The sequence below is a fragment of the Vagococcus xieshaowenii genome, assembly GCF_004792515.1.
Classification (GTDB): domain Bacteria; phylum Bacillota; class Bacilli; order Lactobacillales; family Vagococcaceae; genus Vagococcus_A; species Vagococcus_A xieshaowenii.
The window spans coordinates 1884871-1902287 of record NZ_CP038865.1 but is presented as its reverse complement, the minus strand read 5'-3'; the positions used below and the strand labels follow the sequence as shown (position 1 = coordinate 1902287).

The following is a 17417-nucleotide window of genomic DNA, read 5'->3' as shown; positions in this document are numbered from 1 at the left end:
CAGTATCACGATTAAAGGAGTTTAGGTTCCCTTTTATCCCTAAGGATAGAAAAAAATATAAAAAGAGTGTGATAAGTAGCGGTTGTGATTCACACGCCGTTCATACGCGGGCAGAAACGATTCTGCCCCTTTTTATTTTGTATTAGAAAGGAAAGGTTAGATGGAAAGAGACAAACAATGTGTTCTACGTGTGATTGCCAAGTTAGGCGGACAATTCGGTAAGACGACTACGGTGAAGGTGTTAAAAGGCAATCAATTGAAAGAAGAAGTTCAAGAAATAACCCGATGTGAACGTGGGTGTTTGAAAAACTATCGTAAAGAAGCCATCGAACAGATGATTGACCAGTTCATAACGGAAGGGTTGGTGGGCTATAGACAACGTGGCAATCTTCAACTGTTACGATTAACCTCCTTAGGGTGGGAAGGTATTTTGGTGCCGCTTGAAGAATGTTCTCAAATGCTTGATGCCTCTACACACGACCGTTGGTTTGAGCAGTTAAGGCAGTGGCGTCAGGCGCAAGCTAAATTAAACGGGGTTTCGCCGTTTATTATCTGTTCGAATGCCACATTGGAAGCGTTAGTGAGCCAACGTCCTCAAACCCTTGAGGCATTGACTTTGGTGAGCGGAATGTCGGAGAAGAAGGTAGCGGATTTTGGCGAATCGCTCTTAGCGTGTGTCAAGAGGTTAGACACACATGTTTGATTATGTTGACTTATATCGGGCCTATCAACATTGTCGTAAAGGTAAACGTCAGCATCCTGAAGTCGTGGCGTTTGAGTATGATTTGTCTCATCAGTTGTCTGTTCTCTTATCTTATCTGCCTTGAAAGAAGGCGCCTATCAACACGGAGGTTATCGGACTTTTGTAGTAACGGACTCTAAGCGCCGCGTCATTTCAGCGTCAACTTTTGTCGATCGTCTTGTGAATTATGCCCTGTGTCAGCGTTATATTATACCTTATACGGAGCCGTTCTTACTGCCTCACACGGCGGCTTGTCGTCGGCGAAGGGGGACGTCGTATGCACGTCGCAACTTACGCCAGTTTATTCATCAACTTAGCTCGCACGACAAAGCTACGTGTTACGTCTTACGTGTTGATATTCGTCATTTTTATGATAGTATCCCGCATGCTAGATTAAAACAATTCATCGCTAGTGCCCCGTATCCAGAAGAGGTAAAAGGGTTATGTTATCAAATCATTGAAAGTTATCATGCCTCACCTGGTAAAGGGTTACCCCTTGGGAATCAAACGAGTCAATGGTGGGCCAACGCCACGCTTCATTCATTAGATACGCTTATCGTTCAGCAGTTAGGGCATCGTTTTTATGCGCGCTACATGGACGATTTGGTTCTCCTTCATCCTGATAAGCAAGCCCTACAAGTGACACGCCAACACATTATCCAACATTTATGGGAGCTTGGCCTCGCCTATCATCCGCGCAAAACACAACTATTTCCGTTGAAGAATGGGGTAGAATGGCTAGGTTGGCGGTATCAACTAACGGCTAATCAAGGGTGTTATCACGTATTGCCACAACGTATTAAACGACGCTTACGTCTAAAATTTAAACATCAACCACTCGCCAATGAACACGTCACGACCTATCGCCATTACTTACAAACAGGCAAGGCCTATTTCTTCTCTAAACGCTATTTACCCTCGTCTTCTCGTTCATTTAATGAAGGATTGTAACTGTTTGTTCTTCATGATTTTTACTCAAAATATAACAGTTGCGATTGTTAAATTATGTGATAATGAAGTTGTAAGGATGCGGCAGCAATCAAACTGTTTTTTTTAGAAAATTTTTCTAAAAAAAAAACAGTTCGTAAAATTGAATTCTGTCATACTAATGAATGGACTGAGAAGTTTAGTAGAGTAAATCCTTTTAATAATGAAAATAATGACATAGGAGTGAAGAAATAATGAAGAAATTTGTATTGTTAATGACATCTTTATGTTCTGTAGGGATTTTTGGTGTAACGAGTACGCAAGCAAGTGAATTGAATTTTAGTGTCGATACGGTGTTGCCGGATAACCAACGCGAAGGTAGCACGTACTTCGATTTAGATATGACAGCGGGTCAGAAACAAACCTTAGTGACCAAGATTAAAAACCATAGCGATAAAGAAATAGAGGTAGAAGCCTTAATCGAGCCTGCGACAACGAATATTAACGGGGTGGTGGATTATGGCCAGACGAAGGATACTGTGGATGACACAGCACCCGCTAACTTAAAAGAAATCGCGAAGGCCGATAGCCAAACGGTGAAAATCCCAGCGAATGGCAGCTATGACTATAAAGTAACTATCGAAATGCCAGAAAAAGCCTTCGATGGGTTAATCGCAGGTGGCTTGACCTTTAAAGAAGTTGAGGAAGAAGAAAAAGAAGACGAGACAGCCGGTGGGATGACGATTGAAAATAAGTTTGCCTACTCTGTTGCGGTTTTACTACGTGAGAACGACAACAGCTTACCCTCAGATTTGAAATTAAATAAAGTAGAAGCCGATCAATTAAATGCCCGTAACGTGATTTATTCTTATTTACAAAATCCAGTCGCTAAATACATGAATCAACTAAAGGTTGATGCGAAAGTAACCAAACAAGGCAAGAGTGAAACGCTTTATGAAACAACCAAAGAGGGTATCCAGATGGCACCTAACACGACGATGGCCTTCCCGTTACGCATGGAAGGAAAGAAATTAGCAGCCGGTAAATATACCATGCACATTGAAGCGAGCTCAGGGAGTGATAAATGGTCACTAGAAAAAGACTTCGAGATCACCTCAGAAGAAGCAAAGAAATATAACGAAAAAGATGTGTCAATCGAAGAAGATAACACAAATTTATATTTAATGATTGGTATTGGCGTGATTGCCGCATTACTTGCGATCATTATTCTATTGTTAGTGAAGAAAAAGAAATAAAAAAGGAGGAAGAATGAATGAAACAGTTCAAACTTTATGCAACGGTGTTATTAATGATGGCGACCCCAATCAGTCAAGTGTTGGCCAGCGAGTCAGAAAAAACGTCACAGGGGACGATTACCTTTGTCGGTGAATATGTAGAAGACAGTGGTTTAGTCGAACCAGAACCAGAACCAGAACCAGAACCAGAACCAGAAAATCCAGGCGATGGCACAGATACAGATGAGGGTAATAACGGAAATGGCGGTAACACCGATAACGGTACAGGTGGTAACGGCGACGGGTCCGACAACAACGGTGGCAACACCGGTTCAGGCGGTAACGGCCAAACGAATCAGAACGGTAATAGCGGAACTAACACGCGTCCCAACACATCGGGTAATGGGAACACATCCAATAACACCCACCATTTACCACAAACAGGCGAACGCGTTCGTGCCTCACTTATGGGGCTAGGCGCACTGGCTCTTGGTGGAGCGTTCTTATTATTACTTACGAAAAAACGAAAGGAGACGGTTGAAGATGAAAAAAATTAATCCTTCTTTATTGGCTTTATGGTTAGTGTCAAGTTTCACGACAGTCGCATTTGCTCAAGAAGACAGCTCAAGCATCACATCAAATGGCCATGTTCAATTTATTCCAAGTGAGGACACCACGCTCCCACTTCATCCAGAAAACCCTGATCCAGAGGTACCCGTTTCACCGTGGAATCCGACCGATCCAGAAGGTAAACCAGAACCAGGCACACCGGGGCCATTATCCATTGACTTTGTCTCAACGTTTGACTTTGGCACCAATGAAATCAGTAATAAAGACCAAACGTATTATGCCAATCCACAATATTATGCCAATGACGAAGGCACGGCAGTCGACACAGACAAGAAGACAGCGAATTATTTACAAGTCACTGACTTACGCGGTGGCGCATCAGGTTGGCGATTAACTGTTAAACAACTTGCTCAGTTTGAAAATCAAGCGGCGAAATATCCCGTTCTTGACGGGGCTGAAATTCGTCTAGTAGAGAGTCAAGCGACGTCTAATGTGACGGACGACACGCAACGCCCAACTGCCCATGATGTCGCGCTAACACCAGGTGAAATGTCCGTCGTTATGCAGGCAGATTCAGGTGAAGGCTTTGGCACATGGCTAGACAGCTGGGGGAAAATTGACACCTTACCAGATGGTAGAGAAAAGAATACGGGTGTGCAATTTTTCATTCCTGGTTCAACACCGAAAGATGCCGTTAATTATCAAACAGAGTTTGTCTGGACGTTAACCGATGCGCCAGACAGTCAACTATAGAGAAAGGGGAATAAATCGTGAAAAAACAATTATTAACGATGAGCTTAGTCAGCACCATCATCTTAGGCAATATGCCCCTAACATTAGCGGCTGATACATTAGAAGGCACTACACCAGCTGACGTAACGTTTACGTCAAAGGCGGATCCGTCTAACCCACAATTACCAGGGGATGGTAGTGAGATTACCCCACTAGATCCAGAAAATCCAGAAGAAACGTTACCGCCAACAGGCAACGATGGGATGTTACGTCTAGATTTTGTGTCTAATTTTTACTTTGGTAAACAACAAGCCACGATGCAAGAGGATAAAACGTATTATGCCGCTGCCCAACCGTATAAACAAGTCGATGAGGACGGCAACGAGACCCGTGACCTTGTGAATAACTATGTCCAAGTGACGGATAATCGTGGCGACAGTGAGGCAAGTTGGAAATTATATGTAAAACAAGACGATGAATTTAGAACATCCGCAGGAGATCCATTAGTCGGGGCACAATTATCGATTGGCGCATTGGGGCTTAGAACCACTGCAGATGGCGGGGGAACACCTCCCACAACCGCAGACCCTAATGGTACCGAAGAACATGACGGACGCTATGTGTTAGACCCAGCCGAAGCGGTTCAATTAATTGACGGTCAAGCCGGTGAAGGGGCTGGGACATGGTTTGTCGAGTTAGGACAAACACTAACCCCTAACGATGGCTCTTATGGTCAATACGCAGAAGGGATTAGCAAGTTGAGTAAAGACGTGCAATTACTTGTCCCAGGAAGTGCGACAAAGGTTTCACAAGGAAAGTACCGCACGACCCTAACATGGACGATGCAGGATGTGCCGGGGATTCCACCAGAAGAAACCTTAGCCTTTACTATTAAAAATGTGAAAGATGAGATTGCCACAAGTGCCCATCGTACGATTGAACCACTTAAATTAAGTTCAAACGTGGAAGGTACAACGTATAGGATTGAAGGCGCACCTTCTGATAAGACGTATGTAGACGCAGAGACAAATTACTTCTACTTTGGGTCAGATTTAGCAGACAATACTGAAATCACGATTACAGCGATGACACAAGGAGGACAAAGCGAGACAGGCACCGTAACGGTCTTACCGTTTGTAAAAAATGAGGTCATTGCAATTCCAGACAAAGAGGGACAATTAATTGACTGGAAAATCATGAAAGAAGATGAACGTAACAAAGTCTTAATGGTGACGGATGAGATACAGAAGAAGGAAGTTGTGTTTAATCCAACACAGTCTGACGGTAATGATTATACGAATTCAACGTTAGAGAGTGAAATGAAGGCATTTTATGATAATAGCATTGCGGGAAGTGCCTTAGGGACGTTTGTATCGGGAGTGGACTTGCCGCATACAGAGACAAGTGATACTGATATCACTGATGTAACGACCATTAATGGAAATAATACGCCAACGGCGTTTGCGTTAAGTACGGCGGATGTGTTGACGACGTGGGAGAATGATGTAGATAGAATCGCGAAATACGATGGTTCAGCTGATTGGTGGTGGTTGCGCACGCCTGGTACGACTAGTAACTACGCGCGCGCTGTGAGCACGGGTGGCAGCGTCATCAGCAACACCGTGGGCGGCACGAACGGGTTGCGCCCCGCGCTTTACCTTAATCTGGTATCTGACATCGAGCAATAGGTAGAACGTGTGTTCGTGTCTAGAAACAGTAAATGAATGGTTAACCCAAGAGGGAAGACGTGGTCAGAGAGACAGAATAGGTGGTGACAGGTAACCATCAAAGGATAGTGGGCACATGCAGCGCCGTGCCCAACCGCAGCGAAGATGCGGCGGCTATTTAGAAAACTTATAGGGGAACAACGCTTGTGTAAGGCACGAAGCCCATTACACAACGTTTAAAAATAAAATCAAATAATAAAAGAGGAGTAACAAACATGAGAAAACAAGTGTTAGCCTTCATATTATTAAGTACAATGGTATTAAGCAACACCTCAGCAGTCTTTGCGGCGGAATTCGAACCTGAAGATGCGACATCAGAAGCAGCGATTCATTATAAAGAAAAAGATGGAGCAACGGATCCATTAGATCCAGATGGTGGAGGGGTGATTGACCCAGTAGACCCAGAAAATCCAGATACAGGCAACCCAGGAACAGGGCTAGAAGGTCCGTTAACGATTGACTTTGTATCAAAACTATACTTCGGTTCACAAGCTATTTCAAGTAATGATGAAACGTATCACCCAGCGGCTCAACCGTCAAAGGTTTATACTTATAATGAGGAAACAGAAGAAAATGATTTAACAGATTATCGTTTTGTGAATAACTATGTCCAAGTAACAGATGGTCGTGGGGTAGCTGATGCAGGCTGGACCTTAAGCGTGACTCAAGAGGAACAATTCTCATCATCAGCAGGCGAATTAGAAGGCGCAGCGCTGACGTTCAACCACTTAAAGATGACCAACACAGGGAATGAAGAAGCGGCAGCCCCACAAATCAAGATGACCAATGAAGAGGGCCATGCTATTGAAAAGCATGAATTGGACCCGGGAACTAAAATGACCCTTGTTGAGGCAACTGAGGGACAAGGAATCGGAACATGGTTCTTAAATCTAGGTCAAGAGTTAGTAGAAGATGATGGGAGTTACGGAGACTTCCCAGAATTAAAAGTAGGAGACAAGGAAATCCCTTACCAAATTAGCAAAGATATCCAATTAGACGTCCCAGGTAGCGCAATCAAGATGAAAGATACAACGTATAAAACAGATTTAACGTGGACATTAGAAGCCATTCCTTCAGCAAGTGAAGGGGCATAACCAACCACCTAAAAGAATTATTAAAAGAGTTATTAAAAGAGTTATTAAAAGAGTTATTGATGGAAAGAGGATATGATATGAAAAAAATGATGAGCACGTTATTATTAAGTACCTTAGTATTAGGCAGTCTAAACACAGCGGTATTTGCTGAAGAAGGAATCACAACGAATGAAACCAGCGAAGGGAAAGTTCACTTTGTAGTGGATGATGAGGCAACGAATCCACCGGTATCACCGCCTATCGTCGACCCAACTGATCCAGAAAATCCAGATCCAACGACACCAGAGATTACACCAGACGAACCAGATAAAGAAACAGGCCAAACAGGTCCGTTAACGATTGATTTTGTGTCAACCTTAAACTTTGGCATTCAAAAAATCTCAAACAGTGACGAAACGTATCCAGCATTCGCGTCAAAATCAACTATCACAGGGTCAGATGTCAAAGTCATCAACCCTAACTATGTGCAAATTACAGATAACACAGGTAGTCTAGCTGGTTGGACGTTGAAAGTTGAACAAACACAAGCGTTCAAAGATGAAGCAGAGCATGAATTAGAAGGCGCAAAAATCAATGTATCCAATGGCGCTGTTAACTCTGCATCAGATACAACAGGTATTGAAGCTAAAGAAGCCTTCGCTATTGAGCCTTCAACGGAAGAAAAAGCAATTAGCGTAGAGGTGATGACCGCCTCTGAAGGCCACGGAGCCGGACAATTCTTCTATCTAGCAGGAAATGGTGGAACAGCTGTAACGGAAGAACTAGGAGAAACTAGAGGGACTTTAGTGAAGGCTGACGTTCTTGGTGAAGACGGTCAAGTAAGCGGACAAGATTGGTTTAATACGGCCGTTCAATTAGAAGTACCAGGCGCGTCTGTTAAGAAATCAACCGCTTATACAGCTGAGTTAACATGGACATTAACCAACCAACCAGCAAACGAAGCGTAAGTCTTTGACAGAATGAGGTCAATGGCTAAATTACGTGGTGGTAATGAACGAATGATAGCAACCTTTCAAACAAATGAAGCGTGACAAACGCGAACATTTGGCATTCTAGTTGATGAATGAGATATACGCATCAATGTCTCTTGGTTCAATAGGGTGTGAACGCTAGAAAAATTTTGGTCGTGCTGGTCAAGAGTCCACACCGTTCGCTTAATCGCTCGCTACCATAGAGAAGCAATCAAGTTAATTGACGGGACGAAAGAAGTCAATCAAGGTTAATCGGTCAAGCACCCTGTTGCTTTCACGATAAAAAAGGGAAAAATAATACGGTTATCTATAGAAAAAATGCATAAGAATCATAAAGGAGAGGATGTCACAATGAAAAAGAAACGTCTGACTATCATGTTAGTAAGTACATTAGGTCTGTCGCAAAGCCCGTTAATGTTAGCGGCAGAAGCCACTTCAAAGATTGACACGAAACCAGCAACCAGTCAAGCTGGCGTGGATTTCGATAAAATCTATGAGGTCATTGAGCCTATTGATCCAGAAGAAGGGGGAACAGTGACCCCGCTTGACCCTGAAAACCCAGAAGAAGAGTTAGCAGGAACGGATAATAAAGGTCCAATCACCATCGACTTCGCCTCGAATCTCTATTTCGGAGCACAAGAAATCACGACAACTGACCAAACGTATTATGCCGCGGCCCAATTATTAAGAACAGAAGATGGCCAAACTAAATTTGTGAATAATTATGTGCAAGTAACAGATGCACGTGGCTGGGTAGACGGGAAGTGGTCATTGTCTGTCACACAAGATGCTGGTTTTAAAACAGCAGATGAATCCTCTTTCTTACCAGGAACAAAGATTACCTTACAAAATCTTAAGATGACGACCAACGGCTCTGAAACAGACGCGCCGAATTTAGCCACGCCAACAATAGCCGCGACAGAAAAAAGTCCAGCTAAGTATGTTATTACACCAGGTGATACCACGCCTATCGTTGAGGGAGACACAGGTCAAGGCATGGGCACGTGGTTTGTCAATTTAGGTGAAACGTTAATGGCCAATGATGGCACACATGGCGATTTTGATGCCGAGATGACGCAACTAAGTAAAGACGTCCAATTAATGGTTCCAGGTAAAGCGAACAAATTAAAAGAGGCACGCTATGCCACTACCCTGACGTGGTCACTAACAGACACACCAGGAACAGAACAAGTGCCAGAGGTTGAATTAGAACTGAGCGTAGATAACCCAGAACCAAAACGCTTGAGCACCGTAACGGTTAGTCCTAATAAAGAAGTGGTATCCTACGCGATTTCTGGTCAAACATCTAGTCAAACGACGATTGATCAGGAGACAGGTGTCTTAACGTTAGGACTAAATGAGTTAGTCGGAACAGTTATCACCATTACTGCAACGGATGCAGATGGTTTGACTGCAGAAACGAGTGTGACCGTCCAACCATTTGAAACCAATGACATTATCAACCAAGCAGGGATTGATTGGAAAATCATGAAAGATAGCAACAATGTAGTCTTAATGGTGACGGATGAGATACAGAAGGAAGTTCAGTTTAATCCAAAAAACGGTGACGGTAATGATTATACAGGCTCAACGTTAGAGCGTGAGATGCAGGCATTTTATGAGGAACGTATCGCGGGAAGTGACTTAGGGACATTTGTATCGGGAGTGGACTTGCCGCATGAAGAGACAAGTGCTACTGATACCACTGAGGTAACGACCATTAATGGAAATAATACGCCAACGGCGTTTGCGTTAAGTACGGCGGATGTGTTGACGACGTGGGAGAATGACGCAGATAGCATCGCGAAATACAATGGAAAAGCAGCTCCTTGGTGGTTGCGCTCGCCTATGACGACTAGTAGCGGCGCGTGCGATGTGAACGCGAGTGGCAGCGTCGGCGCCAACACTGTGACCACCGAGTACGGGTTGCGCCCCGCGCTTTACCTTAATCTGGTATCTGACATCGAGCAATAGGCAGAACGTGTGTTCGTGTCTAGAAACAGTAAATGAATGGTTCACCCAAGAGGGAAGACGTGGTCAGAGAGACAGAATATGTGGTGACAGGTAACCATCAAAGGATAGTGGGCACATGCAGCGCCGTGCCCAACCGAAGCTTCGCTGCGGCGGCGATTTCGAATTTTAGTAGGCAAGAGGGTGTTTAGTCTTACGAGTAATAGGCACAGAACAACGAAAAATTTGAAAATTTTTTAGAGGTCAGACCTATTACCGAGGAAGTTGCGACTAAAAGCCTGATTACAAAGAGTGCTTGAGAGGTCGTTAAGCTTCAAGAAATAAGTATAAGACCGAAGAAAATTGCGTATCAATTTTTGGAGGACTTATCTTATTTCCGCAGAAGCTGACCTCAAAAGCCGGCCTACAGGTTGTAACGGTGTGTTTGTTAAGTAGGGAAAATGCCTTAATTGTAAGCTAGAAACACGATAGTCTCGTGCTTTCTAGCTTTTTAGTATATTAAGGTAATTTTGGAAAGGAGTGGGGGAATGATTCGTCTTATGTTGGTTTTAGGGCTGATAGCTTTGATTGGCTTTTTTATAATCCCAAGAATTGGTATTCAATGGCAGTTGGATCGTGCGAGGGGTGTGCGTCCCAAGACCGAAGCCTTCACCCAAAAATTGGCGCGTCTTCAAGTGATTGAGAATCATCGCCATCTTCATCATGTGCTGTATAGTATGGGATTACTTGTGTTAGTGGTGGTGATTTTATTTAGTCAGATTCTCTTACTACAACGAGAACGCGGTCTTTTGTCTAAAGAAGTGACAGAGCTTTCTGAGTCGTTAATGGAAGTGACGAGGCAACAGGAACAAGCGGCCTACCGTTTTTCTTTAGCGACTTATCCCAAAGAAGGCATTGGCGTGCAGGATTACGTGTTGCATCCATCTGATGATTTAGTAGCCACTACTAAACAAGCAAGAAGACTAGCTGATGTCTTGGCACCTTACTTTTCTTATACCCCGCCTAATCTACTAATAGGGAAAGAAAGTTGGGTGTTTTCTGGCCAACAAGTTGTGATGGATGATCGTCAACTCGCGCTTCGTCGTGAGAATCAAGCGGCGTTTATTGAAGAAGTTTCTCAACTTACCGAGATTCAATCGGTCATTTTTGAGTGGCAAGGCGTTCAATCCATCGAGCGCGAGATTTATCAACGTAACCATTCAGAAGATAGTCTTAGATTAGTGGAAAGGACGGAAAACTAAATGTTAAAGCATTTTTTTTCATATAAGAAGTTTATACAGGAAGTAGAAGCGCTTGATGATGCGATGGTTAGACGTTTGTATGAACGAATTAATGGAACAAGTCATGACCAGCACAAGGCTAACAGTCCAACGCATTGCGCTAACGCTACCACCTCTGAAACGAATCAAGACGTTTCTGCAAGTGAGTTAGTTGCTTCGGAAGAAGAAACTTGATATAACTAACTCAATAGGAAAAATGTTTAGGTTGGTTAGATTAACCAAATGAAGAGGTGAGAAGTATGAAAAAGACCGTTATGTTGTGGGGGCTTTTAGGTTGTTTAGTGTTAGGGATGGTGTATCAGTTTGATTATCATCCAGTCAAGGGGCGCAGTATGTCACCGACGATTGAAAGTGGCGAAGGTGTTTTGTTGAAGAAGCATTTTAATGTGACGCGTTATGACTTGGTTGCGTTTCGTTCTCGTTCTGAGGATAAATTATTAGTGAAGCGTGTGATTGGGATGCCCGGTGATCGCGTGATAGTGAGTGACCATCAGCTGATGTTTATCCCTGACAACGGGACGAATTTAGGTACCACACTAACCTTTGAGCTAAAAGAAGAGGTTGCCCAACGTCTGAAAGGCCTGACCACCTTACCAGAGGCACACTATTTTGTCGTGGGAGATAATCAAGCACTCTCGAATGATAGCCGTCATTTTGGTTTAGTTGAGGCTGACCAATTAACCGGACAAGTGGTGTTACGCCTCGCGCCTTTAAAGAAAGCTGGGTTGGTACATTGAGTCATTATCCCTTTAAGCATAAGAGAAACACGCTATGCTATAATTAAGTGGAGATAATAAACAAGGGGAAATCGAAGTCGAACATGAGCTTCGATTTTTTTCATTTAGCAAATAAAAAACAATACGGGACGCTTATTACGTGATGATACTACTCAAAGATAGTTCTTAGAATGGATAAAGTTACGATACGCTATCTTCTGTAGAAGGAAAAGTATTGAAACAATCAAAAGTAAAAATATTAATTATTACACTATATGTTAACGTTAATTTAGAAAAACAACTCGTTTCTTATCTCTTCCATCCAAATAAAAAGGCAAAAAGGAAGGCCATTTTGTACTGTTTTTTTTATATATGATTTGTCAAATTAAACTGTAATGTGATTGACTTATATCAAACAAAACAAAATCTTTTTTCTGTTCTATTTCAATTAGGACAAAAAAACAGACCATTTCCTTCAGGATGGTCTGTTTTTTTCGCTTATTTAAAACATTAGCTGAAAAAATTAATCGATCCCTGATTAACTTTTTCCTAAGTTAGTTATAGTTTACCATTAAAAGCGCATTAACTTGAACTAAAAGGTGATAATATTGTACTTTTATGAAAATATTCATGTTTAGACGATGATTCTAAGCGTCTTTCCAATAAATTAGTATAGGATTATCCATGAAATGAGCTAAAAAATCTTCTCTAAAAGTCGGCTATTTAGGTATTTTTTATCTTTGCTCGTTATATGCTATAATAATTAACGTAGAAAAGTGAAAAAGATGGTGGCTAATCTCTTGAAAAAGGGGTGATGCCTTATGTTGATAATAAGCGCTACTCCTGGAAAGGAATAGCGTGTCTGTTTTTGAAGCATTATCGCTAATGATTGCCTTTGCAATGTTAGTGTTGCAGATAAATAATAAAAACAACAAAAAATAGCCATCTAAACACTTTGACAGAGAGTTAGATGGCTTAAAATAATTTAACTACAGTCACCGTCTTTTTAACGGTTCTACATAGGGAGATATGTTGACGCATATCTCTCTTTTCATATCTATCATACAACGATTTTATAAGACTTTCAAGTATTTGAAAGCGAAGGAGGATTATGCTGAGTCTATTAAACGCTTATTATTTATTGTACCTCCAAGAAACAGACGCACAGAAGAAACGATTGCTAGAGGAAAAAATACAATTAATTATCGATGATATCAAACAATCTGATTATAAGGATTTATCTCAAGAACCGGAGTGGCTTGAAATTTTCCGATTATTTGATAAATAAAAAAGAAGGGATGATCTCATGTCAGATGACATTTTACCTAATACACAAGAAGAAAAACCCGTTGATGGGCCAACTTTAACATTTAAACAGAAAATAGAAAAATACGACGAATTAAAGTCTGTTCGTAGTCAAGTGGCTATCCAGACAGCTGATGTTTGGCAACTGCATAAAGGACTATTTAAAGCAACACACGAAGCTGGATCAGATGAACATTGTGAGTTGTGTCAACGATTTCATTATTTGTTTGAGCTTCATCATGAATTAGGGAACCAACTAGACATCATGAAAAAAGAATTAGGCTTTTTAAAAACGAAAGAGAAAAACTAATATTATTTGAATTATTAGGCGTTAAAGCATATTTCAAAGCATATGTAGCTCCATTAACATAGTGAACGGTGCGCTTATCAACTGTCTCGTTCCCTGTTGTATCTTCGCTTCTTGATAGTTTGATGCGTCGGATTCATTTTTCCCTAAGTCACAACCAATCTCCTGTTTTAATAGTTAAAATCGTCTCAACTACATGAAGGTTCATAAATAGAAGAAGACTTGTGAATAAATCCATGAAACTTTATGAAATGTAAAAAGGAAACCCTTGATTTTGTTGAGTGTTTAAGATGCTTTCCACTCGTTAGGAAGGTGTCTTTTTGTTGTGGTAATGATGGAGACGAATTATAAACGCTATTCTTCTCCGCCAAATAGTGTAAAATGGCGTAGAAAAGAGGTGAGTGGCGGTGAAAACATTTAATTATCAAGAGGTAGAAAAGCTATCACTTAGGTATGATTTACTAAATACACTGACAAAGATTCATGAATACAAAGGGAAACAGGAATTGTACCTTGCGACAAAACCTGAATTTTTAATGAAGCTGACTGACTTAGCCTTAATTCAAAGTACGGAGTTTTCTAAAAGGTGTAAATATCTCATCCTGTTTTTAGAAAAATAAGCGTTTTTTATTCTGGGATTCAAACAAAACTTTATGATAAATATGTTTTAATAATGAAGGAGTGTGTATAAGAAAGGGGATTAAAGTTCCCCATTTTTGCTCCTAATTTAACATAGGTTGTTATTATTTAGGTTGCCTTTAAGAAGAGGTAATCTTGCTTATGATTACTAGGTAATAATTAATAAAATACTATATTCATATGCAAAGAAAAAATGGTAAAATAGTTGTAAATAAGTGTGTTAATAGAAGGTGTATTTATTGATTTATATAGTAGGTGTACTATTTAAACAGTTACATTATTTGTTCACTCTTTATGATCTATAATTTATATAATACGAGGTGATTTTTATGAATCAAAAGAATGAATTCATGGTGCAAGATGAATCTAAATATATTGAATATAAAGAGTCTAAAACTAACCTTTCAAAGTCATTGTTTGAAAGTTACAGTGCGTTTGCTAATACTAGTGGAGGCATCATTTATTTAGGCGTAACTGAGGAATTAGATCATAAAGGGAATCGGAGTTATCCAATAATCGGAATTGATAATCCTCAGATTCAAGAAGAACAGTTAACGGCTAAATTTAATGATCCAAATGTTGTGACTTACAATTCTGTTGAAGAAATTTCCATTAAAACGACGAATCATGGTAAAAAATTTATAGAGATTATTGTAAATGAGGCGCCAAGAGATAAAAAACCGGTAGAAGTTGTGGATAATAAAAGCAAAACGATGCGAGCTTTTATTAGAGAAGGTTCTAGAGATAAATTAGCTAGGGGAGAAATATACCAAGCTTTAATTAGGGATAAATCAGACAACTTAGATAGAGATGTTTTACGGAACTGTACTATCGATGATTTAGATATGCAATCCATCAATGAATATAGACTTAGGGTTCAATCACGTCCCAAGTTTGCTTCTTACCAAGAGTATTCAATAGAAGAGTTTCTCGAAAGAATCGGAGTAATTGCAAAGGCATATAATTGTGATGGTGAGAAGGGAATAACAGCAGGCGGCTTACTGTTTTTTGGCAAAACAACTGCTATTATACAAAATTTTCCTAATTTTCAGTTAGATTTGTTTGATCGACGTTCTGATAAAAGATGGCGTAATAGAATTTCAACGGTGAGTGATGATTTAAATCTCTATTATTTTTTTATTAAATCAATGGACTATTTACAGAATTTACCTGAAGATCAGTTTGAATTAGGGAAAGATCAATCGAGATTAGAAATAGGGGAATCAATGCGTGTAGCATTGAGAGAAGCGTTAATTAATTTAATTATGCATGCAGATTATTACTCTGAAGAACACAGTATCGTTAATGTTTATTGGGATTATTACGATTTTATTAACGGTGGTAGTATGAAAATTCCAAAAGAAGATTTTTTTACAACAAATGAGTCTAAAACAAGAAATCCTATTATTTCAAAATTATTAGTCTTTATGGGGTATGGCGAACGTGGAGGTACTGGAGGAGAGCAAATATTTGCTGCTGCTAGGTATGGGAAATTTAGATTTCCTGAAATAGATACAGATATAGAGAAAACGCACTTAAGAATATGGTCTGTTGATTTTGCTGATAGTATAGAGGAAATAGATGACCACGAAAAGATGATTTTAAAGCTTCTAACCAAAGAAGGAGAAGAGCTATCTAAAAAAGAAATTCAACGTATTACTAACTTATCTCGTTATTATGTTACCAAGGCGCTAGATACATTGATAAAAAAGGGCTATGTTCTTGAGACGGGAGCAGGTAGAAGTACTAAACATATTGTAAATAGAACATTAGAACAACAAGTTGCTACTATAAAACAACAAGCCGCTGATTTACGTATTACCGAAAAAATGAGAGTCTAAACCTGTTCATAGAAAATGATAAGTTATTAGTCAATATTAATGTATTAGGCGAAAATAATCTGCAGAAAAAAAAGCTAATCTGCAGAAAAACAGAGGAAGTATCTGAAAGGCAAGGGATAGTTGTTAGAAATAATCTGCAGAAAAAAAAGCTAATCTGCAGAAAAACAGAGGAAGTATCTGAAAGGCAAGGGATAGTTGTTAGAAATAATCTGCAGAAAAAAAAGCTAATCTGCAGAAAAACAGAGGAAGTATCTGAAAGGCAAGGGATAGTTGTTAGAAATAATCTGCAGAAAAAAAAGCTAATCTGCAGAAAAACAGAGGAAGTATCTGAAAGGTAAAGGATAGTTATTAGAAATAATCTGCAGAAAAAGCTATTTTTCAGCATCTTAATAAGAAAGACTTGTATTTTATAAAAAAGAGGGTGTTTATCTAGCGAATCTAAAGATTTAACTTTTCTAATCATTAGTCACAACCGTCTCTTGTTTTTATAGTTAAAATCGTATCAACAACATGAAGGTTCATAAATAGCAGAAGAAGGTAATAGTGTGATAAGCATTCATATGTTTATTGCTTATAGAAGATTAAACGCATTTAAAACCAAGCCTAGTGATAAGTATATGTTTGGATAGATTACACTTATATAGACAGAAAAAATAAGTTTTAAGGTGTAAAAAAAAACAGATGAATTCTGATATTGCTGACGAAGTGAACCATTGATAATGAGTGAAGATATGATAACTGATAGGAGTGGTTCAAGTTGTTCTATGTTTGAACACGAACCGCACATATTCATATCTTCAGAGCCTTATTGTCAATGGCAGTAATTAAATAACTGTCAGTACCTTAAAATAACTATATATAGAAGCGCTACCATATCAGTTGATAATGAAGGAGCGTGTACAAGATGAAAACATTTAGTCTTTTGGGTATATTGATACTCTTTAAAATAAGCATGATAGGAATGAGGAGGCTTTATGTTAAAATCATGTGTTCAAGTGAGTGGGCGTTTCAATCACACAATTGGTGGGGTCACTTGGTGAAGAAATCTAGACTAACGTTACATCATATTAGTCTTTTTTGTTTTGTACTGTTATTCTTAGGGATTGAGTGAATACAATATAATTAGGAACCCCTATTTATGATCTAAAAAGCAAGAGTATTATTGATATCATGGCATTTTCTATGGGCCTTCTTAGTCTATATGGTATATATATAGTTTTTTTACAATATATTACTGGACATAAAGAAGGTAATCGTTAAATGATCATATACGAGGAATATGGGCATATACAATTGCTTTACAAGAAGTTTCGTTAGAATATGGATGTAATCAACCTGGTCTTCTTCTTTTTGATGAGCC

Annotated in this window: 16 protein-coding genes; all 16 read left to right on the top strand. The window is 39.9% G+C overall.

What is annotated here, in order from left to right; translation table 11 throughout:
* The first annotated feature begins 160 nt into the window (after window positions 1–160).
* Window positions 161–703: an HRDC domain-containing protein gene (locus tag E4Z98_RS09075; protein ID WP_135255057.1), complete on the top strand. Its 543-nt coding sequence runs from the start codon at window positions 161–163 to the stop codon at window positions 701–703.
* Entirely contained in the window at window positions 696–827 is a 132-nt protein-coding gene (locus E4Z98_RS10265; protein ID WP_280529217.1) for a hypothetical protein, read from the top strand. The genes E4Z98_RS09075 and E4Z98_RS10265 overlap by 8 nt, the downstream gene beginning before the upstream one ends.
* Before the next feature lie 95 nt (window positions 828–922).
* Window positions 923–1693 (top strand): RNA-directed DNA polymerase, encoded by a 771-nt coding sequence (locus E4Z98_RS09070; RefSeq protein ID WP_241856692.1) that lies wholly within the window; start codon window positions 923–925, stop codon window positions 1691–1693.
* A 230-nt stretch (window positions 1694–1923) separates the two neighbouring features.
* Entirely contained in the window at window positions 1924–2925 is a 1002-nt protein-coding gene (locus tag E4Z98_RS09065; protein WP_135255059.1) for a WxLIP family cell surface protein, read from the top strand.
* Between the two features lie 17 nt (window positions 2926–2942).
* Entirely contained in the window at window positions 2943–3461 is a 519-nt protein-coding gene (locus tag E4Z98_RS09060) for an LPXTG cell wall anchor domain-containing protein (RefSeq protein ID WP_135255060.1), read from the top strand.
* The gene (locus E4Z98_RS09055) at window positions 3448–4227 is read left to right on the top strand and encodes a WxL domain-containing protein (protein WP_135255061.1); all 780 of its coding nucleotides are present in this window, start codon (window positions 3448–3450) and stop codon (window positions 4225–4227) included. The genes E4Z98_RS09060 and E4Z98_RS09055 overlap by 14 nt, the downstream gene beginning before the upstream one ends.
* Window positions 4228–4244: 17 nt before the next feature.
* Window positions 4245–5894, top strand: a complete 1650-nt coding sequence (locus tag E4Z98_RS09050; protein ID WP_135255062.1) for a WxL domain-containing protein — start codon at window positions 4245–4247, stop codon at window positions 5892–5894.
* 254 nt (window positions 5895–6148) lie between these two features.
* A complete protein-coding gene (locus tag E4Z98_RS09045; protein WP_135255063.1) occupies window positions 6149–7027 on the top strand; it encodes a WxL domain-containing protein in 879 nt (292 codons plus the stop codon).
* A 77-nt stretch (window positions 7028–7104) separates the two neighbouring features.
* Complete coding sequence (locus E4Z98_RS09040) at window positions 7105–7974, top strand: WxL domain-containing protein (RefSeq protein WP_167790959.1); 870 nt, start codon at window positions 7105–7107, stop codon at window positions 7972–7974.
* A gap of 375 nt (window positions 7975–8349) precedes the next feature.
* The gene (locus tag E4Z98_RS09035) at window positions 8350–9972 is read left to right on the top strand and encodes a WxL domain-containing protein (RefSeq protein ID WP_167790960.1); all 1623 of its coding nucleotides are present in this window, start codon (window positions 8350–8352) and stop codon (window positions 9970–9972) included.
* A 524-nt stretch (window positions 9973–10496) separates the two neighbouring features.
* On the top strand, window positions 10497–11210 hold the full coding sequence (locus E4Z98_RS09030) for a hypothetical protein (protein WP_135255066.1): 714 nt from the start codon (window positions 10497–10499) through the stop codon (window positions 11208–11210).
* Window positions 11211–11423 carry a hypothetical protein gene (locus E4Z98_RS09025; protein WP_135255067.1) on the top strand — a complete coding sequence of 71 codons (213 nt, stop codon included), beginning with the start codon at window positions 11211–11213 and terminating at the stop codon, window positions 11421–11423.
* Window positions 11424–11503: 80 nt separating this feature from the next.
* Window positions 11504–11986, top strand: a complete 483-nt coding sequence (gene lepB, locus E4Z98_RS09020) for a signal peptidase I (RefSeq protein WP_168182787.1) — start codon at window positions 11504–11506, stop codon at window positions 11984–11986.
* Window positions 11987–13076: 1090 nt separating this feature from the next.
* The gene (locus E4Z98_RS10070; RefSeq protein WP_167790961.1) at window positions 13077–13253 is read left to right on the top strand and encodes a hypothetical protein; all 177 of its coding nucleotides are present in this window, start codon (window positions 13077–13079) and stop codon (window positions 13251–13253) included.
* 18 nt (window positions 13254–13271) lie between these two features.
* Complete coding sequence (locus tag E4Z98_RS09015) at window positions 13272–13580, top strand: hypothetical protein (protein ID WP_135255069.1); 309 nt, start codon at window positions 13272–13274, stop codon at window positions 13578–13580.
* Window positions 13581–14545: 965 nt separating this feature from the next.
* Window positions 14546–16057 (top strand): RNA-binding domain-containing protein, encoded by a 1512-nt coding sequence (locus E4Z98_RS09005; RefSeq protein WP_135255071.1) that lies wholly within the window; start codon window positions 14546–14548, stop codon window positions 16055–16057.
* Window positions 16058–17417: the final 1360 nt, after the last annotated feature.